This window comes from Pseudarthrobacter phenanthrenivorans (assembly GCF_000813845.1).
In the GTDB taxonomy this organism is placed as follows: domain Bacteria; phylum Actinomycetota; class Actinomycetes; order Actinomycetales; family Micrococcaceae; genus Arthrobacter; species Arthrobacter phenanthrenivorans_B.
Map to the genome: position 1 here is coordinate 24,825 of NZ_JWTB01000021.1, position 21,236 is coordinate 46,060.

Consider the following 21,236-nt stretch of genomic DNA (forward strand, 5'->3'; position numbering starts at 1 on the left):
CAGGCGTGCCCCACTCTTGAACCATCACAGTTGTATCCGCGCCGGGCTCCCACAAGGACCACCCGCCGCGGCGATCCTAAGGCGGCATCTTGACGGTCTTCAGTGAACTGCGCATGCGCCCGGCAACGGCTCCGCCGAGCGGGTGGAACGCGTCCACCACGGCGCGCCTTGTCATATCCGGGGCGGTCATCTTCATGCTCCTGGTGGGCGCAAACCTTGCCACGCCGCTGTACCCGCTGCTGCAGGCCAACCTTGGACTGTCCAGCCTGGACGTTACCGCCGCCTTCGCCAGCTATGTCCTGGCCTTGGTGGGGACACTCCTGCTGGCCGGCCACTGGTCGGACCACATCGGCCGCCGGGCAGCCCTCCTGGTCGCCGTTCTGACCGGGCTGGCCGGCGGCTGGATCTTCGCCGGGGCGGGAACGCTGGCCGCACTGTGCGCGGGCCGGGCGCTGCAGGGAATGGCGGTCGCGCTCGCCACGGGCGCCAGCGCCGCCGCGCTGCGGGAACTGCTGCCCTCCCGGCCGGAGTGGGCGTCACGCTTCACCCTGCTGGCTTCTTCCGGGGGAGTTGCGGCCGGACCGGTCATCGGCGGGCTGCTGTCACTGCTTCCCGGCGCCACCACGGCTCCGTACCTGGTCCATTCGCTGCTGCTGGCCGGTCTCCTGGTGCCCCTGTACCTGATCCGCGCCCGCCCGGCGATCATGCTGCCCTCCACGCCTCGGCCGCTGCACGCCCTTGCCCCGCGCCGCCCCTCCGTGTCCCGGCAGTCGAGGGGCGCTTTCTGGCTGGCGTCCGGCGTCGGATTCCTGAGTTTTGCGGTCTTCGGCTTCTCGCTTTCGCTGGCCCCCGGCTACTTCGCACAGGTCCTGGGCACGGACTCCCGTCCACTGATCGGGGTGCTGGCAGGCCTCCCGCTTGCGTCGTCGGCCCTGAGCCAGCTGGTGAGCGTACGCGGCCGCCTGGCCGTACCTGCAGGGCTCGCCGTCCTGGGCGTTTCCGTGCTCCTGCTGGGCGCCGCAGGCGCCTGGCACAGCCCCCTCCTGCTGGTCAGCGCTGCCGTCGCCGCAGGCCTGGGGCAGGGGACCGCCTTCCGGACGGTCTTCAACGATGTAGCGGGAAAGGTGGAACCGGCACGCCACGCGCAGATCATCAGCACCGTGTACGTCATCACGTACCTTGGCAGCGCCGTTCCGGTCCTGGGCCTGGGCTGGGCCAGCGCGGTGTGGGGCATGGCGGAAGCCGTGCAGGCCTTCGTCCTGCTGTGCGGCTCTGCGGCGCTGCTCCTGGCGGCCGCCACCCTCGCACCGTCCATCAGGACGGCAAGCCACCTGTCCGCCTGAGGTGGATGGCCGGGCTACTCGGGAAGCGGCCCGTGGTTGCCCTGGATGTGTTCGAAGACGAGCGTTGTTTCGGTATGGCCCACCACGGGGTCCGTGGCCAGGTTGTCCAGGACCCAGTCACGCAGGTCCTCGGTGCTTCCGACGGCGATGTGCAGCAGGTAGTCCACGGAACCTGAGGTGTGGAACGTCGAGAGCACGGCCGGCAGATGCGGCACGCGGGCGGTGAAGCGGTCGATCTGGTCCCGGTCGTGGGCCCGGAGCCGCACCGCCACCAGCGCCTGCACGGACCTGCCGATGGCCGACAGGCTCAGCTTGGCCTCGTAGCCCTGCACAATGCCCCGTTCGGACAATGCGCGCGTCCGCATCAAGGCCGTGGACGGCGCGATCCCCACCATTTCGGCAAGCTGCTTGTTGGAAATCCTGGCGTCTGCCACCAGGGCCGCCAGCAGCCGCTCATCAATGGCATCCAGCGGTTCAAGATGTGCCCCGGCCCTGATGTTCCTGGGATTCGTACTCACTGCGGTTCCTTCCACGCGCTCCTCCGTTCATCCTAGACCGCAGAATGCCCGCCCTCAGTGCTTCCACCACGGGTCCCGCCGAATATCTGGACCGTTCTGCCGTCCCCGGCGGGCGCTTAATTCGCAGCCGGGTTCCGCTCAGGCAGGGACCCCCGACGGGGATGGACGACGGCGACAGTAACGGCAGTCAGGCACGCCAGGGCCATGACGGCCCCCGCGAGGGCCGTCCAGCCCCACGCCTGGAACACCAGGCCGCCCGCCCAGCCCAGGAGGCTGGATCCCAGGTAGTAGGCCAGGTTGTACAGCGAGGCGGCCTGGGCGCGGCCGGCGCTCGCTATGGCACCAGTCCAGCCGGAGCCGATGCTGTGGGCGGCGAAGAAGCCGCCGGTGAACACCACCAGACCAGCCAGGATCAGCACCAGCGATGGAGTGAGGGTGAGCGCCAGTCCGGCAAGGGCGAGGCCGAGCCCGGCGAGGAGGACATTCCGGCGCCCGTACCTGGACGTCATGCCTGCCGCCCACCGGGACGAGAATGTTCCGGACAGGTAGGCCAGGAAGATCAGGCTGATGACAGTGGCCGGCAGCCCGAACGGGGCCGCAGACAGCCGGAAGCCCAAATAGTTGTAAACGGCCACGAACCCGCCCATCATCAGGAAGGCCTGGGCGTACAAGGCCAGCAGCCGGACATTGCGCAGGTGCCCCGCAAGGGTCCGCAGGGCGTTGCGGAGGCCGGCGGCCGGGGCCGGGACAAACCCCTGCGCCCGGGGCACCAGGACAAGGAAGACGACGGCGGCAACGGTCGCCAGCAGGGATACGGCCAGGGCCGCCGGGCGCCAGCCCCACAGTTCCCCGGCCGGGCCTGCCACGAGCCGTCCGGACAGTCCTCCCAGCGTGGTGCCTGCAACGTAGCTTCCGGCTGCCAGGGCCGCATGTGCTTTGCTGACCTCCTCGTTGAGGTAGGCAATGGCAATGGCCGGGATGCCGCCCAGGGCCATGCCTTCCAGCAGCCGGAGGCACAGCAGCATGGCAAAGTTGGCGGACAACGGCACCAGCAGTCCCAGGATGGTGGCCGCGGTGATGCCCCACATCATGGCTTTGACCCGGCCGATCCGGTCCGCCAGGAAGGACCAGGGAATGACGGTGGCGGCCAGGCCGATGGTGGCCAGGGATATGGTGAGTGCCGCCTCCGCGGCGCCGATGTGCAGGTCCGCCGCAAGGAGGGGAAGGACTGCCTGGGTGGAATAGAGCTGGGCGAACGTGGCCACCCCGGCGCAGGACAGGCCCGCGAGAATCCGGCCATAAGCCCTTGATCCCTTCACATGGCCGTTCCAGTTTCGCGGCGCGTCGACGCTGGGACTCTGTGGCATCCAGCCAGCGTAGCCAATGGAAATAAATGCATCCAATGCATCTTTAATGTCAAAGTGATAGCAGGATTGGATTGTTTGCGGGGAGGAGCTGCGCATGGAACCGGACCGGAAACAGCTCGCGCAGCTGCTGCCGTTGCTGCCGGTGCTGGCGGAGTTGGGCCGCACCGAGCACGTCACGGAGACTGCGGAAATCCTGGGCGTCCCCCAATCATCGGTGAGCAGGGCGCTCGCCCGGGCGAGCGCCGCCGTCGGCACCGAACTTGTGGTCAAGGACGGCCGCGGCGTCCGCCTCACGCCTGCTGCACGCACCCTGCTGCCCTACGTCGAGCAGGCGCTCGCAGAATTCCAGGCCGGGCTGGATGTGGTCCGGAATGAATCCGAGGTGGTCCGGGGCACCGTCTCCGTGTCATTCCAGCACACCTTCGGCGAGGCCACCCTGCCGCTGCTCATCAGCGCCTTCCGCGGACGCCACCCCGGCGCCGGGTTCCGGCTCAGCCAGGGCGCCCGCAGCCAGTGCCTGGACGAACTGGCTGCGGGCGAAGCGGACCTGGCCCTGACGGCGCCGGTGGCTCCTGCCGGGAGGAACCTCGATTCGGCGCCCCTGTACCGCGAGCCGCTCCGGCTGGTGGTGCATCATGCCCACCCGCTTGCGCGGCAGCCCGCGGCCCGCCTGGCGGACATCCGGGGCGAGCCGTTCGTTGCGCTCGGTCCCGGGTACGGGCTGCGGTCCTTGACCGATGCCTTGTTTAGGGAGGCGGGATACCGGCCCAGGATTGCCTTCGAAAGCCAGGATTCGCACACGGTGCGCGGCCTGGTGTCCGCGGGCCTCGGCGTCAGCATCCTGCCACCCGGTGGTGACGCGCCGGGCCGGATACTGCGCCCCGAAACGGGGGATTTGGGATGGGTGGAAGTTCCGCTGGAATCAGCGCTGGCATTCCGGGAAGTGGGTGTCAGCTGGCGGCGGCGGAAGCCCGATAGCGAACCCCTTCCGGCCCGGCTTTTCCGGGAACTGGTGGTTGGCCAGGGGCCCGCCCTGGTCGCCGGACTGGCCAGGAAGGCAAGTGGCTGACCGCTGCCGCTGCGCACCGGGCGCGGGGTGCAGGCAGGCCTCCTGACCGGAGGCGGCAGCAACCGCCGGGCCCGTGCGACGTATGCGCCCGTCCCGCCGCGCCCCAGTACCCTTGTGACGTGACCAACACGCAGAACCCCTCCGCCAGCCCCGTCCACCAACCGGCAGGCCCGCCGTCCGATGCTCCGCAGCGTGAATCCCTGCACGGCAACCCGCAGCCAGGCGGTGCGCTGCAGGGCGTGACGATCGGGCTGGACATCGGCGGCACCAAGACCCATGGCGTCCGTTTTGAAGACGGCCGGCCGGTTGCCGATGACTCGTCGGGGAGTTCGAACGTCCAGAACGTCAGCAGGGAGCAGGCGGCCCACAACCTGGCCGATCTGTTCGCCAGGATCGGCGGGGGTCGCGTTGACAGGGTGTACGCGGGGTCCGGCGGGATCGATACCGACGAGGACGCCGCAGCACTGGCTGCCCTGATCCAGCCGTTGGTGCCGGAGGCCCGGGTCACCGTTGTCCATGATTCCCGACTCCTGCTCGCGGCCGGCCGCGCAACTGCCGGAGTGGCGGTCATTGCGGGGACCGGCTCAGCCGCCTGGGGACGGAATTCCGACGGCGGCGAGGCCAGGGCCGGCGGCTGGGGATACCTCCTGGGGGATGAAGGCAGCGGTTATTGGCTGGGCAGGGAAGCGGTCCGGCACAGCCTGCGCAGGATGAACCAGGGCCTCCCCATCGACCAGCTCACGGCAGCCCTCTTGGCATCGTGCGGCCTGGACCACCCCAACAAGCTGATTGCGCTGTTCCATTCACCCGACACAGGGCGGCGGTTCTGGGCCCAGCAGGCGCGGCACGTCATGGAGGCGGCCGCGTCGGGACACCGGGACAGCGGGGCCTTGCTGGACCAGGCCGGGAAGGACCTGGCCGACCTTGCCGCGCAGGTCCTGGGCCAGCTGCAGATCCAGGGCCCTGTGATCCTGGGCGGCGGGCTGGGCATGAACGTGGCGCCCGTCCAGGAGTCGTTCCGCCGGAACCTTGGCGCCAAGGGAATCACTGATGTCCGGGTGCTGGACCAGGAACCGGTGTTCGGCGTCCTGCAGCTCCTGGCTGAGCCCGCCTGACAAAAGACGGCTAGCCGAAGGAACGCTTACGGGGCGTCAGACGGACGCCGGGAAGCGGGGGAGCAGGGATCCGTCCGGCCTCCGGCCCGGCATCCGGGCCGTGGCCGGGCACCAGGCCATAGCGGGAGGCACCTCTTGCCGCGTCCGGCAGGCCGGCCTGGGCTTCCCAGTCCTCCCGGGCCTGTTCCACTTCGTCATGCGTACGGCCTACGAAGTTCCACCACATCAACAATTCCTCGCCGAACGGTTCACCGCCGATAAGCAGGAACCGCGTTCCGGGCTGCGCCTGGAGCCGCAGCTCGCTGCGGCCGGTGCCCAGGTAGCCCAGCGGTCCCGCCGGAAGCTCCTGCCCGTCCACCGCCAGGCCGCCGTCGAGCACCAAAATGCCATGCTCAAAGGCGGGGTCCAGCGGCAGCACCGCCTCCCCTTCGCAGGACACATCCGCACCGACAATCGGCGAATACATCGTTGCTGGGGACTGCACCCCGGCAAGTTCACCCACCATCACCGTGGCGGTAAAACCCGGCCCTGTGGCGTGCGGCAGTTCCCTATGCTGTTCGAACGCCGGTTCCCGGTGCCGGTCCCCGTCCGGGAGGGCAACCCAGAGCTGGAGGCCGCGCTGGATCGGCAGCTCCCCGCCGGCGGGAAGCACCGCGAACTCGGAGTGCGACACCCCGTGCCCCGCGGTCATGATGTTCAGTTCCCCGGGACGCACCACCACGTCGCTGCCCACGCTGTCCCGGTGGCGGATGTTCCCCGCCAGCGGCCACGTCACGGTCTGCAGCCCGATATGCGGATGGGGAAGCACGGACATTGCGGTCCGGTCAGGGCCGAAGCTGTCCAGGAAGCACCACGCGCCGATCGTGGGCAGACCGCGCTGGGGCAGGGTGCGCTTGACATTCATGGCACGGACCCCGCCCAGCGGAACCTCGCGTTCGGGCCACAGCTGCAGGCAGGGCCCCGGCGTTCCTTCGGCAGTGGCGGGCGGGCAGACTTCCTGCTGTGGTGAAACTTCCAAGTTGGTCACGCCTCCACTTTAAGCGCCAGCCGGTCCGCTGTCCGTGCGGCGGCGACCCATCCGCGCACGGGAGGGTACCGAATGGTCACAGTAGGGATTCCTTTGCGGAGATTAGGGCCTGATCTGCTGAAGCCGGCCCCCGTTTGGGCTACCGTAACTAACAGCTTGCTGATGGCAATGTCGCGGTGCTGGCAGCAGCCCGTCCGAGAGAAACAGGTAAGTCCGCACCATGGACCAGGCGATGATCGAGTTCCAGAGCGTTACCAAGCAGTACCCGGGCGGCCAGCCGGCGGTGGATGGGTTGTCCATGTCCATCACCAAAGGCACTGTCACCGTCTTCGTAGGCCCGTCAGGATGCGGAAAAACCACGTCCCTGCGGATGATCAACCGGATGGTGGAGCCAACCTCGGGCACCATCACGGTCGATGGCCGTGATGTCACCTCGGTTCCCGCAGCGGAGCTGCGCCGGTCCATGGGCTACGTCATGCAGTCAGCAGGCCTGCTGCCGCACAGGTCGGTCCTGGACAATATCGCCACTGTTCCCCGGCTGAACGGCGTCTCAAAAGCGGACGCCCGCCGTCGCGCGGAGGAACTCCTGGACGTCGTGGGACTGGCACACTCCCTGGGCAGGCGCTACCCCTCACAGCTCTCCGGGGGCCAGCAGCAGCGCGTGGGCGTGGCCCGCGCACTCGCCGCGGACCCGCCCGTACTCCTCATGGATGAGCCCTTCAGCGCCGTGGACCCGGTGGTCCGCGACGAACTGCAGCAGGAACTCCTGCGCCTGCAAAAAGACCTGGCCAAGACCATCGTGTTCGTCACCCACGACATTGACGAGGCCACCATCCTCGGCGACAAGGTTGCCGTTTTCGCCACCGGCGGCAAGCTGGCCCAGTACGCCACGCCGGAGGAAATCCTGCGGGCGCCGGCGAACAACTTCGTGGCATCGTTCGTGGGACGTGACCGCGGCTTCCGCCATTTGGGCTTCACCGCGGCCGACGGCGTGGCAATCCATCCGGTGCCCACGATTGTCCGCTCGGCCGGAGGCTACCAGTCCGATTCGAGCGCAGCCGGAGGCTGGCAGCTGGTGGTGGACGGAGACCTGCGTCCGCTGGGCTGGTCAGCGCCGGGCACCGAAACCGAGCTCGTTCCCGGCGGTTCCCTGTTCCGCCCGGGTGAAAGCCTCAGGCGCGCCCTGGACGCTGCCCTGTCCTCGCCGTCGGGCCTTGGCGTTGCCGTTGATCCGGACGGCAAAGTCCTCGGCGTGGTCCGTGGCGGGGAAGTCCTGGCACTGATCGAGGAAGCGCGCCAGGTGCGGCAGGCTGCCCTCTGATGGAATGGTTTTTGGCCAACACCGGCATGATCCTCGAACGCGGCGGACAGCACCTGGTCCTGGCGCTGGTCCCCATGGTCCTGGGCCTGGTGATTTCCATCCCGCTGGCGCAGCTGGCCCGGCAGAACGGAGCGCTTCGTTCAGCGGTGCTGACGGCCTCGTCCCTCCTGTACACCATCCCGTCGCTCGCGCTGTTCATCATTTTGCCCACCATCCTGGGCACCCGGATCCTGGACCCGCTCAACGTGGTGGTGGCGCTGACCATCTACGCTGTGGCGCTGTTGGTCCGCGCCGCCCTCGACGCCTTCGATTCGGTTGACGCGGACGTCAGCCAGGCCGCCCAGGCCATGGGCTTCAAGCCACTGGCCAGGTTCCTGCAGGTGGACCTGCCGCTCTCCCTCCCGGTCATGTTCGCCGGCCTGCGGGTCGTGTCCGTGAGCAATATTTCGCTGGTCAGCGTTGCCGCCCTGCTGGGGGTCGGCAACCTGGGCATGCTCTTCACCGACGGCCTGCAGCGCGACTTCGTCACCGAGGTGGTGGTGGGAATCGTTGCCATCCTGGTCCTGGCGCTGGTAATGGACGCCGTCCTGGTGCTGCTGGAACGCGTGCTCACCCCCTGGGAGCGTGCCGGCAAGCGGCGCGGCCACACGGCAGCGGACCACGGACCGCACCCCGCCAGTGCGCCGGCCACGTCCACGGCAGGGGAGGCGGCATGAGCAACGTCTTCGCCGACACGTTCGCCTGGCTCGCCGATCCGCTCCACTGGTCCGGAAGCATGGGCATTCCGGTCCGGCTTGCCGAGCACCTGCAGTACACCGGCCTGGTCATGCTCATTGCCACGGCCATCGCCGTTCCGGTCGGGTTGTTTGTCGGCCACACCGGGCGGGGCCGGGTGGCGGTCGTCGCCGTGGCCGGGGCCCTGCGCGCTTTGCCCACCCTTGGCCTGCTCATACTCTTCGTGCTGCTCGCCGGCATCGGGCTGATGCCGCCCATCTGGGCCCTGGTGATCCTCACCGTCCCGCCGCTCCTGGCAGGCACCTACGCCGGCATTTCCAGCGTGGACAGGAACGTCGTGGACGCTGCCCGTGCCGTGGGGATGACCGAACTGCAGGTCCTGTTCCGGGCGGAACTGCCCAACGCCCTCACCGTCATGTTCGGCGGCTTCCGGACCGGCGTGCTCCAGGTCATCGCCACCGTCTCCGTGGTGGCCTACATCAACCTGGGCGGCCTCGGCCGCTACCTCTTCGACGGACTCGTCCTCAGCGATTTCCCGCAGATGCTGGGAGGGTCCCTGCTCATCGCGGTGCTCGCAATCGCCGTCGACCTCGTCCTGTCCCTGGTCCAGAGGCTGTTCCTGTCACCAGGAGCCTCAAAGCAGTCCCGCCGCAGCCAGGAGGCTGCGGTTGATCTCACAGACCCCGTTGTTGCGGAGACTGTCGTACAAGGAGGTAAGTCATGAAAGATAGCCGTCCCCAGCGCCTCGGCAGGCGGGCATTCGGCGGCCTGGCCGCCGGGCTTGGCCTGGCAGTGGCATTGTCCGCCTGTGGCGGATCGTCCGATCCTTTGAAGAACGCGCCTGCGTCCAGCGGCGGCGCATCCGGCGGTGCGACCTCCCTGGTGGTGGGCTCCGCCGACTTCCCGGAAAGCCAGATCATCGCCGAGCTGTACGCCGGCGCCCTGAACGCCAACGGGATCACCGCGACCACCAAGCCGAACATCGGCTCCCGCGAGGTCTACTTCAAGGCCGTCCAGGATGGTTCCGTGGACGTGGTGCCGGACTACAGCGGCAACCTGCTGCTGTACGTGGACAAGGAAGCGAAAGAGGTCTCGGCCGGCGACATCGCCAAGGCCCTGCCGGGCAAGCTCCCTGACGGCCTGGCCGTACTGGACGTGTCCAAAGCCGAGGACAAGGACGCCATGGTGGTCACCAAGGCGACCGCGGAGAAGTACCAGCTAAAGTCCATCGAGGACCTCGCCAAGGTCTGCAGCGACATTGTCGTGGGGGCCCCGGCCACCTTCGCTGAGCGCGCGTACGGCCTTCCGGGGCTGAAGAAGAACTACAACTGCGTGCCCAAGAAGCTGGAACCGTTCAGCGACGGCGGCGGCCCGGTAACGCTCAAGGCCCTGCTCGAGGACCAGGTGCAGGTGGCCGATATCTACACCACCACCCCGTCCATCGCGGACAACGACCTCGTGGTGCTGGACGACCCCAAGAACAACTTCATCGCCCAGCAGGTGCTGCCGCTGTACAACAAGGCCAAGATGACCGACAAGGCCAAGGAAGCGCTGAACTCGGTGTCCAGCATCCTCACCACGGATGACCTCATCAACCTCAACCGTGCGGTCAGCGGCAGCCAGAAGCAGGATGCCAAGACGGCGGCGACTGCCTGGCTCAAGGAAAAGGGCATCGTCAAGTAGGCGTTGCCTCCCCGCCACGGCGGGCGGCTGAGGGGTGACCACGACGGCGGCTGCCGGACTTGCGAAGGTCCGGCAGCCGCCGTCGGCGTGTGGTGGACGTCTCAACGGCGATGCATCCTTCCTGTGGCATATTTGAGGGATGGCAGAATTCAGGCAGTCCACGAAGCTCAACAACGTCCTTTACGACATCCGTGGACCGATCCTGCAGGCAGCCCAGCAGATGGAGGCAGAGGGCCACCGGATCCTCAAGCTGAACATCGGGAACCCGGCGCCGTTTGGCTTCGAAGCGCCCGACGCCATCCTGGTGGACATGATCCGCCACCTGCCGCACGCCCAGGGGTACAGCGATTCCCGCGGCATTTTTTCCGCGCGCACCGCCGTGTCGCAGTACTACCAGACCCGCGACATCCAGAACATCCACGTTGACGACATCTACCTGGGCAACGGCGTCAGCGAGCTGATCACCATGTCCCTGATGGCGCTGCTGGATTCGGGGGACGAAGTCCTCATTCCCACCCCGGACTACCCGCTGTGGACCGCCTCCGTGGCGCTGGCCGGCGGGAAGCCCGTCCACTACCTCTGTGACGAGGACTCCGGCTGGCAGCCCGACCTTGAGGACATGGAAGCCAAGATCACGCCCCGCACCAAGGGGATCGTGGTCATCAACCCCAACAACCCCACCGGCGCCGTCTACCCCGAGGAAACGCTCAAGCGCATTGTTGCCCTTGCGGAAAAGCATGGCCTGGTGATCTTCGCCGACGAGATCTACGAGAAGATCCTGTACGAAGACGCCGTCCATGTGAACCTCGCCAAGCTCACCGGTGACCACGTCCTGTGCCTGACGTTCAGCGGTTTGTCCAAGGCCTACCGCGTCTGCGGCTACCGGGCCGGGTGGATGGCGATCTCCGGACCGAAGAAGGACGCCGCGGACTACCTTGAAGGCATCAACCTGCTCGCGAACATGCGGCTGTGTGCGAACGTTCCCGCCCAGCACGCCATCCAGACCGCCCTGGGCGGCTACCAGAGCATCAACGACCTGATCCTTCCCGGCGGCCGGCTCCTGGAGCAGCGCAACAAGGCGTACGACATGCTGAACGCCATTCCCGGGGTTAGCACGCAGCAGGCCCGAGGTGCCCTGTACCTGTTCCCGAAACTGGACCCTGAGGTGTACCACATCCGGGATGACGAGAAGTTCGTCCTGGACCTGCTGAAGGAAGAGAAGATCCTGGTGTCGCACGGCAGGGCTTTCAACTGGGTGCGCCCGGACCACTTCCGCATGGTGACGCTGCCCAACGTCAAGGACATCGAGGAAGCCATCGGCCGGATGGGGGACTTCCTAAGCAGGTACCAGGGGAACTAGCCTGTGCACACGGGCCTGCCGGTCCGTACAGCGCTTGCGGAAAGGAACCCCATGGCCCGCGTCGTCGACTTCGACCAGCATCCTGCCCAAACCCTGCGGGCAGGGGAGGGGTTCTCCCTCGCTGACGTGGATCCCGATGCGACCCCCGGCTACAGCGGCAACAAGGACGACGGCAAGCTCCTGCTCGCCGGGATGGACGATGAGCTCTCCCGGCTGCAGGAAAAGCTCTTCGCCGAATCCCGCTTCGGCGGGACCAAACGGATCCTGCTGGTCCTCCAGGCGATGGACACCGCCGGCAAGGGGGGCATCGTCAGCCACGTGATGGCCGCCATGAACCCGCAGGGCGTGCAGTTCAAGGCGTTCAAGGCCCCCACCGATGAGGAAAAGTCGTACGACTTCCTGTGGCGCATCGAGAAGGAAGTGCCGGCTGCCGGGATGGTGGGGGTCTTCGACCGCTCCCATTACGAGGACGTCCTGATTCACCGGGTCCACAACTGGGCCACCCCGGACGAGATCAAGCGGCGCTACGTGGCCATCAACGAGTTCGAGGCCAGGCTGACCGACTCCGGCACCAAGATCGTCAAAGTGATGCTCCACATCAGCGGGGACGAGCAGAAGGAACGGCTGCTGGCCCGGCTGGACAACCCGGCCAAGCACTGGAAGTACAGCCATGGTGACCTGGACGAGCGTGCTTTCTGGGATGACTACATGGATGCCTACCAGGCAGCGATCGAGGAAACCAGCACGCCGGCCGCGCCCTGGCATGTGGTTCCCGCCAACAAGAAGTGGTTCGCCCGGATCGCCGTCCAACAGCTCCTGCTGGGCGCGCTCTCCGGGATGAACCTGAAATGGCCCAAGGCTGAGTTCGATGTGGCCGCCGAACGGGAGCTCGTGGCGCGTTCCTGAGACCTGCGTTCCTGACACCTGCGTCCCTTACACCTGCGTCCAGCGTGGTGGGCAGGTTGCAGGGGACAGCGGCATTCCGCAGCGTTGGGTCCCTACAGCGTTTGGTCCCTACAGCGGTTGGTCCCTACAGCGGTTGGTCCCGGGCGGCCGCGAGCCGCTTCCGTGCGCCTTCCAGCCACTCTTCGCAGCGCGCCGCCAGTGCCTCGCCGCGTTCCCACAGGGCAAGGGACTCCTCCAGGCTCGCCCCGCCGGCCTCCAGCCTGCCCACGACTGCGATCAGCTGTTCCCGCGCTTCCTCGTAGCTGAGGGCTGCGACGTCGGATTCAGGTTTTGGTTCGCTCATGCCTTCTCTTCCAATTCGTGGTTCGGGTTTCGTGGGTGCACTGCACCGGTGGACTGCGCAGGGACGGGGGATTGGGCGGGACCGGGGGATTGGGCGGGACCGGTGGAGGTGGCGCCGAAGCGCCCCTCCGCCACCCGGATCGACAGGGCCGCGCCGGCCGGTGCCTCGGCGGGCCGTCGGACAACGGCATGGCCTGCCTGGGCGATCCGGGCGGCCTGGTCTCCGGCCAGTTCGACGACGGCGTACCCCCTGTCCAGGGTCTTCTGCGGTGACAGTGCGCGCACCTGGGCCTTGAGGTGCTCCAGTTGGTCCGCCGCCCGCACCACCGTGGAACTCACGGCCGCGGAGGACCGGCGCAGCAGGCGCTCGATCTCCTCGGCCCGGCCGGACACCATTCCCTCCGGCGCCGCCATGACGGGACGCGAGTGCAGTGCCGACAGCCGGTCCGCTTCCCGGTCCACCAACCGTTCCATGCAGCGCCTCAGCTGTTCCCGCGCCGTGCGCACGCCGGCGAGTTCCTCGGAGACTTCGGGGACGATCCGCTTGGCGGCGTCGGTAGGGGTCGAAGCACGGAGGTCCGCCACATAGTCCAGCAGCGGCCGGTCCGCCTCATGCCCGATGGCACTTACCACCGGCGTGGCGGCAGCGGCCACGGCACGGATGACTTCCTCGCTGTTGAACGGCAGGAGATCCTCCAGTGCGCCGCCGCCCCGGGCGATGACGATGACATCCACCTCCGGCCGGGCGTCCAGCTCACGCAGCGCGCGGACCACCTGCGCTACGGCGGTGTTCCCCTGGACAGCAACCTCGCGGATCTCGAACTCAACCGCAGGCCACCGCAGGGCCGCATTCCGAAGGATGTCCTTCTTGGCGTCCGAGTCGCGCCCGGTGATCAGGCCAATGCGGTGCGGCAGCAGGGGCAGTGGCTTCTTTCGGGAGTCGGCGAACAGACCCTCGGCAGCCAGGGCCTGGCGGAGCCGTTCAATCCTGGCCAGCAGGTCACCCAGTCCCACCGGACGGATGTCCCGCACCAGCATGTTGAGCCTGCCGGTCTTCAGCCAGAACTCCGGTTTCAGCAGGGCCACCACGCGTGAACCGCGCTCCAGCGGAAGATTCTGCCGTTCCAGCACCTTGGTCCACACTGAAGCCGGGAGGGAGACCTCCGCGTCGACGTCGCGGAGCGTGAGGTAGGCGTTGGTCCCACGCCGGTTCAGCTCGATGACCTGGCCTTCCACCCACGCCGAGGGGGTGCGGTCGATATGGGCTTTCAGCTTCTGCGACAACAGCTGCAGCGGCCACGGGTTGTCCGGACTGGTTTCCGCTGCGGTGGCGGGCAGCGTCGTGGCGCCGGTACCAGGAAGGGACGACTGGTCAGACATGCGGACGCCGTTGGGGAGCTGGTGCTGCGGGCATGCGGTCCTTCAGTTGTTAGGGGCGGTCAATCAACCTTATCCGCAAGCAGTATCACCGGGCACTGACAGCGGCTGTCCCCAGACCCTGCCTAGGATGGGTTAAGGCCCCCCAACCCGAAGGACCTGTTGTGCGTACTTTTGTCTCTGCCGTTGCCACCGTGCTGGGCATCCTCCTGGCCGCCGTTGCCGTTCCCGCCATCTGGGTGGACCGGAATATTGTCCAGGAAGACGGGTTCGTCCATCTAGCAGCTCCGCTTGGCAAGGACCCGGACTTCCAGAAAAGGTTGGCTGCGGCGGCAGTGGGCACGATCGATACGGGAGCCGTTCCCGGGTTTCTCTCCGACCTGATCCAGCCAATGATTGAGCAGGCGGCTGAGTCGCTGACCGGGCTTCCCGGCTATCCGGCGGCCTGGGAGGAGACCCTGCGCAGAAGCCACCGGCTGAGTTTCGCCAGCCCCGCTGCCGGACCGCAGGGAAGTGCGTCCGCGTCCACCCTGACCCTCGACGTCGCACCCCTGGTTGCCCTCGGCTCCGAGGAAATCTCGCGAACCACCCGGCTCCCGCTCGACCCGCCCGCACAGACCCTCATCAACGTTGGCCAGCCAGTGCAGAAGGAATGGACGGAGCGGCTCGCGACGTACGCTCCCATGGGCTATGTGGCCGCCATCGGCTCGGCCGTCGCGTTCCTGCTGGCGCTCGTGGCAGCACGCCGCCGCTGGACTGTCCTGCTGGCCGCCGGGCTTGGCAGCCTGGTATTGGCCGCGGTGTGGGCAGCGGGCCTGCAGCTGGGTACCGCGCGGGCCCAGGCTGCAGACACAGGCAACGCGGTGGCCAACATGTTCCGGGACGAATTCCTCGCCGCGGCAGGCGCGGACTTCCAGACGTGGATTACCACGGCCGCTGTGGCCGGCGGTGTCCTGGCGGCAGCCGGCGTTGTGACGTTGTTCGCATCCCGGAAACGGCCGCGGACCAGCCGGTAACATGGAGGGATGACCACCTCGGCCGTATCCCTTTCGATGCCCACCATTCCGCGCAGGCGCCGTTCGCCTGGGGAAGTAGCAGCTGCAGCCCCGGTGAACGGCACCAAGAGGGTGCTCCTGGCTGCGCCCCGCGGCTACTGTGCGGGCGTCGACCGGGCGGTGATCGCCGTCGAGAAGGCCCTGGAACACTATGGACCGCCGGTGTATGTCCGCAAGCAGATTGTCCACAACGTTCATGTGGTCACCTCCCTGGAGGAAAAGGGCGCCATCTTCGTTGACGAGACCGACGAAGTACCCGAGGGCGCGCTGGTGATCTTCTCCGCCCACGGCGTGTCCCCGGCTGTGGTTGAGTCCGCGGAAAACCGTGGCCTGCGCACCATTGATGCCACCTGTCCGCTGGTCACCAAGGTCCACAAGGAGGCCGTCCGCTTCGCCAAGGACGACTTCGACATCCTCCTGATCGGCCACGACGGGCACGAAGAAGTGGAAGGCACCTCCGGTGAGGCGCCGGAGCACATCCAGATCATCAACGGACCCCACGAGGTGGACAAGGTCACCGTCCGCGACCCCGAGAAGGTCATCTGGCTCTCCCAAACCACGCTGAGCGTGGACGAGACCATGGAGACCGTCCGGCTGCTCAAGGAACGGTTCCCCACGCTTCAGGATCCGCCCAGCGATGACATCTGCTACGCCACCACCAACCGCCAGGTGGCCATCAAGAAGATCGCCCCCAAGGCCGACCTCGTGATTGTCGTGGGCTCAGCCAACTCCTCCAACTCCGTGCGGCTGGTGGAGGTGGCCCTGGAATACGGCGCCAAGGCCTCCTACCGGGTGGACTTCGCCAACGAAGTGGACGAAGCATGGTTTGAAGGCGTTGCCACCGTTGGAGTCACGTCCGGCGCTTCCGTGCCCGAAGTGCTGGTCCAGGACGTGCTGAGGCTCCTGTCCGACTACGGCTACGGCACGGTGGAGGAAGTCGTCACCGCCGAAGAAGATCTCCTGTTCTCGCTGCCCAAGGAACTGCGCGCAACGCTGAAGGAAGCCGGCGACGTCAGCCGGGCCCTCGGCGGACGCCGCTCCCGAAGCTGACACCACTCCTGCGGCCGATACTGCATCGCGGCCGACACCAAGTCCTGTGCCGACACCAAATCCGCGGTCAGGGCCGGTGTTCGCCGCAAGCCGCGAAGGGCCGGGCAGTTAATCAACTGCCCGGCCCTTCGCGCATCCCTGACCCGTGTCAGGCTGCTTCGTCGTTACCCTGCAGTTCAGGCGCCGCCAGGGCGCGGGGCGTCACCTCCACAACGGGCGGTGTCACCAGGCCGGACTCCTCAAGGCTGTTCAGCTTCCGGGCCGTCGGCAGGACACGTGCTTCCAGGGTGCCCACCATGGCGTTGTAGCGGTCCACCGATGTCTTCAGCGAGGAACCCAGCTTGCTGACGTTCTCACCCAGGGTTCCCATCCGGTCGTACAGCTGCCGCGCCAGCTCGAACAGCTCGCGGGCACTGTCCGTCAGCACGTCCTGGCGCCACGTAAACGCCACGGACTTCAGCACGGCCAGCAGGGTACCCGGCGACGCAAGGACCACGTTCCTGGACAGGGCATGGTCCAGGAGCCCGGCGTCCGCCTCCAGCGCGGCAGCCAGGATCGACTCGGCCGGAATGAAGCAGACCACCAATTCCGGCGAGTTGCCGGGGATGTCCCAGTATTTCTTGTTGCCGAGCGCGTCCACGTGGGCCCGGAGCGCCTTGGCATGGGCAGCCAGCAGCGCCTGCCGGTTCCGGCCGTCGGCAGCCGTCTGCGATCCTGCCTGCAGGCCCCCCAAACGGGGATCAATTGCGCCGAGTTCCTGGGCCTCAAGGTAGGACGACAACGGGACCTTTGCATCCACCACCAGTTGTTTCTGGCCCGGCAGCTGCACCACAAGGTCAGGGCGGACAGCGGTCTCGTGGCCGGCGCTGTGCACCTGCTCCACGAAATCCACGTGCCGCAGCATCCCCGCAGCTTCCACCACGCGCCGCAACTGCACCTCACCCCACTGGCCCCGGGCACTGTTGGAGCGCAGGGCGGATTCAAGGGCGTGCGTGGACCTGATCAGCTGTTCATCCGAAAGCCGGGCCTCCTGCAGCTGCTGGGCCAGCTGGCCGTACTGTTCCACCCGGTCCCGCTCCAGCAATGCCACCTGGTGCTGGACCGCGGAAAGCTTTTCCGCCACGGGGGCCAGGGCGCGCAGGACGCTGCCGTCCTGGTTCCTTGCCTCGCCCAGCTCCCGGTTCTGTGCCGCCAAAAGCCGCCGTTCGGCGTCGGCCGCTGCCAATTGCGCCGTGACCTCCGAAAGCCGGGATGAGACGGCGTCGAAGTCCGCTTCCACTGCGTGTGTGTTCCGCCGCAGCGAAAAATAGGTGGCCGCCGCGCCGGCAAGCGCACCGAGCAGCAGCATGAGAAGGGCCAGAATCAAGGCAAAAGCATCCATGCCTTCACTGTTGCACGGGCCTCTGACAATCATGGGCAGTGACATCCGCCGGTACTGGCCGCCGGGGCCCTGCGGGTAGAATCAATGCTCGTGGCTCTTACTATTGGCATCGTCGGACTGCCCAACGTCGGCAAATCAACCCTCTTCAATGCGCTCACCCGCAACCAGGTCCTGGCCGCGAACTATCCGTTCGCCACCATCGAACCCAACGTGGGCGTCGTGAACCTTCCGGACGCCCGGCTGCAGCAGCTTGCCGGAATCTTCGGCTCCCAGCGCATCCTGCCCGCAGCCGTGTCCTTCGTCGACATCGCCGGCATCGTCAAGGGCGCATCCGAGGGGGAGGGGCTGGGGAACCAGTTCCTGGCCAACATCCGCGAAGCTGAGGCCATCGCAGAAGTGGTCCGTGTGTTCGACGACCCCGACGTCGTGCACGTTGACGGGAAAGTTGACCCGCGCTCGGACATGGAAACCATCAACACCGAGCTGATCCTCGCCGACCTGCAGACCATCGAAAAAGCCATCCCGCGGATCGAAAAAGAGGTCAAGATCAAAAAGCGGGAAGCCGCTGAACTTGCCGCGATCAAGGCTGCCCAGGCGGTGCTGGAGCGCGGGGACACCATCTACTCCTCCATCAAGAGCGACAAACTGGAGATGGAACACCTCAAGGAGCTCGGCCTGCTGACGGCCAAGCCGTTCATCTACGTGTTCAATGCCGACGAAGGCATCCTGGGCAGCCCCGAAAAACAGGAAGAGCTGCGCGCCATGGTGGCGCCGGCCGACTGCATCTTCCTCGATGCCAAGCTCGAGGCGGACCTCGTTGAACTTGACGAGGAAGAAGCCCGGGAAATGCTGGAAATGAACGGCCAGGACGAGTCCGGCCTGGACCAGCTGGCACGCGTGGGCTTCCACACCCTGGGGCTGCAGACCTACCTGACGGCCGGCCCCAAGGAAGCCCGCGCCTGGACCATCCGGCAGGGAGACACCGCACCCCAGGCCGCCGGCGTGATCCACTCCGACTTCCAGCGCGGCTTCATCAAGGCCGAAGTCGTCTCCTTCGAGGACCTCATCGAAGCAGGATCCATGGCCGAGGCAAAGTCCCGCGGCAAGGTCCGGATCGAAGGCAAGGAATACGTCATGGCCGACGGCGACGTCGTGGAGTTCCGCTTCAACGTCTAGTTCCCGGGGAGCAGACCCGAGGCGTTGGCCGCCAGGAGCAGTGTTCCTGGCGGCCAACGCTTTTTTGCATCAAGCCTCGGGGAGCGTGCAGGTGTGCCCTTCGGGGTCCAACGGGTAGCCGCAGAGGGGGCACGCCGGACGGCCGGCACCCACGATTTCCCGGGTGCGCTTGGCGAAGGCGCGGGCGGTGCCCACCGGCATCCGCACCAGCAGCATCTCGTGGCCGGCGCCCCCGTCGCCGTCAAGCGGTTCATCGTCGTCGTCTGCGTCGGCATCAGTGAGGGGGCGGGCCTCAATAATGACCTGGGCCGTGGTTGGGTCCCAGCCCAGGCTCATTGCGCCGGCGCGGAACTGCTCCTGGACGGCCTCAAGCTGGTCATTGTCGACAAGTTCAAGGGGAGTACCCGCAGGAACGCTGAAGGGGTTGCCCTCGACGGTCATGAGCTGGTCGAGAATTTCATCGATCTTCTCCGCGAGCAAAGCCGACTGCTGCTTCTCCAGGGCAATACTCACCACCTGCGTCCCCGCACGCACCTGCAGGTAGAACGTGCGCGCCCCCGGCAGGCCGATGGTGCCGATGACGACCCGGTCAGGCCAGTCAAACTCGTGAACACGTGTGGACATCTCAGTATTCTAGGCACATGAGGTTCAGGCCAGGGTGGTGTGGGCGCTGACGGTACGCCGTATCGTGGGATCATGAGCGCCCGACCCCACCTGCGCCTGGTGCTGCCCCACCAGCTCTTTGAGCAGCAATGGAAAGGGGCGGGACCGGACACGGTATTTGTCCTGATCGAGCACGACCTCTACTTCCGCCAGTACTCCTTCCACGCCCACAAGCTGGTCCTGCACCGGGCGTCCATGGCCCGGTATGCGGACCGGCTGCGCGCGGACGGACGCGAGGTGACCGTCCTGCACAGCGACCGCAACCGGGCGTCCCGCGTGCAGTTGGCAGAGGTGGTCCGGCGCCGTCGGCCCGGGCAGGTGACATGGTTCGACGTCGTCGATGACTGGCTGGAGCGGGACCTGGTGGCCGGCCTGGCCGACGGCGGCTACGGGATGCGCCCAGGGGATGTTTTGGAGACGCCGAATTTCCTGACGTCCCGCGCGCAGATCGAGGAGTGGTTTTCGCATAACCCGCCCCGGATGCAGGACTTCTACGCATGGCAACGCCGGCGGCTGGGCATCCTGGTCGGGAAGGACGGCGGACCCGTCGGGGGCAAATGGTCATTCGACGAGGACAACCGAAAGAAGCTTCCCCGCGGGTACGTCCCGCCGACCATCTCCCGTTTCAGGAACCACCCGGTCCATCAGGGGGAGGCGTTGTTCCCGGTCGAAGCGCTGACGGGGAAAGCAGGCCCGGCGGCAGGCACTCCTGCCGAAAAACGGTCCCGCGATGTCGAGCTCGCCATTGACTGGGTGGCAGGCGAATTCCCCGACGCCCCCGGCGACCCGCGGCTCTTCGCCTGGCCTACCACTGCCGGGGAGGCCCGGGAACATTTGCAGGAATTCGTTGCGGACCGGCTGCCGGGGTTCGGGCCCTACGAAGACGCCATTTCCGCGGAACACCCGTTCATTCACCATGGACTGCTGACACCCGTCCTGAACGTTGGCCTGCTGGATCCGCGCGAAGTCCTGCGCGCCGTCCTGGAGGCTGCGGGTGGAACCATCCCGCTTGCTTCCCTTGAAGGCTTCGTGCGGCAGGTCATTGGCTGGCGGGAGTATATGCGCGCCACCTACCTGCTGCGCGGCCGGCACATGCGCACCGCCAACCTGCTCAGCCACCGGAACGGGCTGGGGCCCGGATGGTGGGATGCGGGAACGGGGCTGGCACCCGTGGACCTGGTCATTTCCCGGGTCCTGGCCACCGGATACGCCCACCACACTGAGCGGCTCATGGTCCTCGGCAATGCCATGTCCCTGCTCCGTATCCACCCCGACGACGTGTACGAGTGGTTCATGGAAATGTTTGTCGACGCCTACGACTGGGTCATGGTCCCCAATGTCTACGCCATGAGCCAGTTCGCCGCAGGCACCGGCATCACCACCAAGCCCTACGTTTCAGGCAGCAACTACCTGCGAAAGATGTCGGACCTGCCGGCGGGGGACTGGGCGGCGGATTGGGACGCACTGTACTGGGCGTTCATCGATGACCACCGCCCGGTCTTCGAGCGGAATCTGCGAACGCGGATGGCCGTTTCACTGCTGGACAGGATGGAGCCTGAAACCCGGGACGGCCACCGGCGGCGGGCCGGGGCACTGCTTGACGGGAAGGACGGGCGCCGGCTGCTGTGGACACCGCCGGCCGAACGGGCCTGAGCCCTCCGGGTCCGCAGCAGGGCGCCGGTACGGCTTATCCTGAAACTGTAGGGCGCCACTCCGGCGGCCCGGGTCCCTGAGGGAAATCACAAGGA

20 protein-coding genes are annotated in these 21,236 nt (G+C 67.0%); 13 read left to right on the top strand and 7 right to left on the bottom strand.

Annotated features, from left to right (window positions below; translation table 11 throughout):
- The first annotated feature begins 89 nt into the window (after positions 1–89).
- A complete protein-coding gene (locus tag RM50_RS11495) occupies positions 90–1,343 on the top strand; it encodes an MFS transporter (protein WP_043452692.1) in 1,254 nt (417 codons plus the stop codon).
- A 14-nt stretch (positions 1,344–1,357) separates the two neighbouring features.
- On the opposite strand, the gene RM50_RS11500 is transcribed toward RM50_RS11495, so the two are convergent.
- Positions 1,358–1,861 carry an Lrp/AsnC family transcriptional regulator gene (locus tag RM50_RS11500; protein WP_043452765.1) on the bottom strand — a complete coding sequence of 168 codons (504 nt, stop codon included), beginning with the start codon at positions 1,859–1,861 and terminating at the stop codon, positions 1,358–1,360.
- A 116-nt stretch (positions 1,862–1,977) separates the two neighbouring features.
- Positions 1,978–3,228, bottom strand: a complete 1,251-nt coding sequence (locus tag RM50_RS11505) for an MFS transporter (RefSeq protein ID WP_052260188.1) — start codon at positions 3,226–3,228, stop codon at positions 1,978–1,980.
- Between the two features lie 94 nt (positions 3,229–3,322).
- Between RM50_RS11505 and RM50_RS11510 the strand changes: the two genes are divergently transcribed.
- Positions 3,323–4,297, top strand: coding sequence for a LysR family transcriptional regulator (locus tag RM50_RS11510; RefSeq protein WP_043452693.1), 975 nt, complete (start codon positions 3,323–3,325; stop codon positions 4,295–4,297).
- A gap of 119 nt (positions 4,298–4,416) precedes the next feature.
- On the top strand, positions 4,417–5,412 hold the full coding sequence (locus RM50_RS11515) for an N-acetylglucosamine kinase (protein WP_430929406.1): 996 nt from the start codon (positions 4,417–4,419) through the stop codon (positions 5,410–5,412).
- A 10-nt stretch (positions 5,413–5,422) separates the two neighbouring features.
- Here RM50_RS11515 and RM50_RS11520 read toward each other — a convergent pair whose 3' ends face one another.
- The gene (locus tag RM50_RS11520) at positions 5,423–6,439 is read right to left on the bottom strand and encodes a pirin family protein (protein ID WP_043452696.1); all 1,017 of its coding nucleotides are present in this window, start codon (positions 6,437–6,439) and stop codon (positions 5,423–5,425) included.
- Positions 6,440–6,659: 220 nt separating this feature from the next.
- Here RM50_RS11520 and RM50_RS11525 point away from each other — a divergent pair, with 220 nt between their 5' ends.
- The 6 genes from RM50_RS11525 (at position 6,660) to RM50_RS11550 (ending at position 12,444) form a co-directional block, all read left to right on the top strand.
- Positions 6,660–7,760, top strand: a complete 1,101-nt coding sequence (locus RM50_RS11525) for an ABC transporter ATP-binding protein (protein WP_043452697.1) — start codon at positions 6,660–6,662, stop codon at positions 7,758–7,760.
- Positions 7,760–8,476, top strand: coding sequence for an ABC transporter permease (locus RM50_RS11530; RefSeq protein ID WP_043452698.1), 717 nt, complete (start codon positions 7,760–7,762; stop codon positions 8,474–8,476). Before RM50_RS11525 ends, RM50_RS11530 begins: the two co-directional genes overlap by 1 nt.
- Positions 8,473–9,219, top strand: coding sequence for an ABC transporter permease (locus tag RM50_RS11535; RefSeq protein WP_043452700.1), 747 nt, complete (start codon positions 8,473–8,475; stop codon positions 9,217–9,219). Before RM50_RS11530 ends, RM50_RS11535 begins: the two co-directional genes overlap by 4 nt.
- Positions 9,216–10,178, top strand: a complete 963-nt coding sequence (locus tag RM50_RS11540; protein WP_043452702.1) for an ABC transporter substrate-binding protein — start codon at positions 9,216–9,218, stop codon at positions 10,176–10,178. The genes RM50_RS11535 and RM50_RS11540 overlap by 4 nt, the downstream gene beginning before the upstream one ends.
- Before the next feature lie 139 nt (positions 10,179–10,317).
- Positions 10,318–11,538, top strand: a complete 1,221-nt coding sequence (locus RM50_RS11545; protein ID WP_043452704.1) for a pyridoxal phosphate-dependent aminotransferase — start codon at positions 10,318–10,320, stop codon at positions 11,536–11,538.
- Positions 11,539–11,589: 51 nt separating this feature from the next.
- The gene (locus tag RM50_RS11550; RefSeq protein ID WP_043452706.1) at positions 11,590–12,444 is read left to right on the top strand and encodes a polyphosphate kinase 2 family protein; all 855 of its coding nucleotides are present in this window, start codon (positions 11,590–11,592) and stop codon (positions 12,442–12,444) included.
- 124 nt (positions 12,445–12,568) lie between these two features.
- On the opposite strand, the gene RM50_RS11555 is transcribed toward RM50_RS11550, so the two are convergent.
- Positions 12,569–12,787 (bottom strand): exodeoxyribonuclease VII small subunit, encoded by a 219-nt coding sequence (locus RM50_RS11555; RefSeq protein WP_043452707.1) that lies wholly within the window; start codon positions 12,785–12,787, stop codon positions 12,569–12,571.
- Positions 12,784–14,166, bottom strand: a complete 1,383-nt coding sequence (gene xseA, locus RM50_RS11560) for an exodeoxyribonuclease VII large subunit (RefSeq protein WP_082007060.1) — start codon at positions 14,164–14,166, stop codon at positions 12,784–12,786. The genes RM50_RS11555 and xseA overlap by 4 nt, the downstream gene beginning before the upstream one ends.
- Positions 14,167–14,327: 161 nt before the next feature.
- Between xseA and RM50_RS11565 the strand changes: the two genes are divergently transcribed.
- Both RM50_RS11565 and RM50_RS11570 read left to right on the top strand, forming a co-directional pair.
- Complete coding sequence (locus RM50_RS11565) at positions 14,328–15,179, top strand: hypothetical protein (protein ID WP_043452709.1); 852 nt, start codon at positions 14,328–14,330, stop codon at positions 15,177–15,179.
- 9 nt (positions 15,180–15,188) lie between these two features.
- The gene (locus tag RM50_RS11570) at positions 15,189–16,268 is read left to right on the top strand and encodes a 4-hydroxy-3-methylbut-2-enyl diphosphate reductase (RefSeq protein WP_043452711.1); all 1,080 of its coding nucleotides are present in this window, start codon (positions 15,189–15,191) and stop codon (positions 16,266–16,268) included.
- A 148-nt stretch (positions 16,269–16,416) separates the two neighbouring features.
- Here the strand turns inward: RM50_RS11570 and RM50_RS11575 are convergent, their stop codons facing one another.
- Positions 16,417–17,649, bottom strand: coding sequence for a DNA recombination protein RmuC (locus RM50_RS11575; RefSeq protein ID WP_043452713.1), 1,233 nt, complete (start codon positions 17,647–17,649; stop codon positions 16,417–16,419).
- A gap of 90 nt (positions 17,650–17,739) precedes the next feature.
- Between RM50_RS11575 and ychF the strand changes: the two genes are divergently transcribed.
- A complete protein-coding gene (gene ychF / locus RM50_RS11580) occupies positions 17,740–18,825 on the top strand; it encodes a redox-regulated ATPase YchF (RefSeq protein WP_043452772.1) in 1,086 nt (361 codons plus the stop codon).
- A 69-nt stretch (positions 18,826–18,894) separates the two neighbouring features.
- On the opposite strand, the gene RM50_RS11585 is transcribed toward ychF, so the two are convergent.
- Entirely contained in the window at positions 18,895–19,449 is a 555-nt protein-coding gene (locus RM50_RS11585) for a DUF3090 domain-containing protein (protein WP_043452715.1), read from the bottom strand.
- Positions 19,450–19,521: 72 nt separating this feature from the next.
- Between RM50_RS11585 and RM50_RS11590 the strand changes: the two genes are divergently transcribed.
- Positions 19,522–21,141, top strand: coding sequence for a cryptochrome/photolyase family protein (locus RM50_RS11590; RefSeq protein ID WP_043452716.1), 1,620 nt, complete (start codon positions 19,522–19,524; stop codon positions 21,139–21,141).
- Positions 21,142–21,236: the final 95 nt, after the last annotated feature.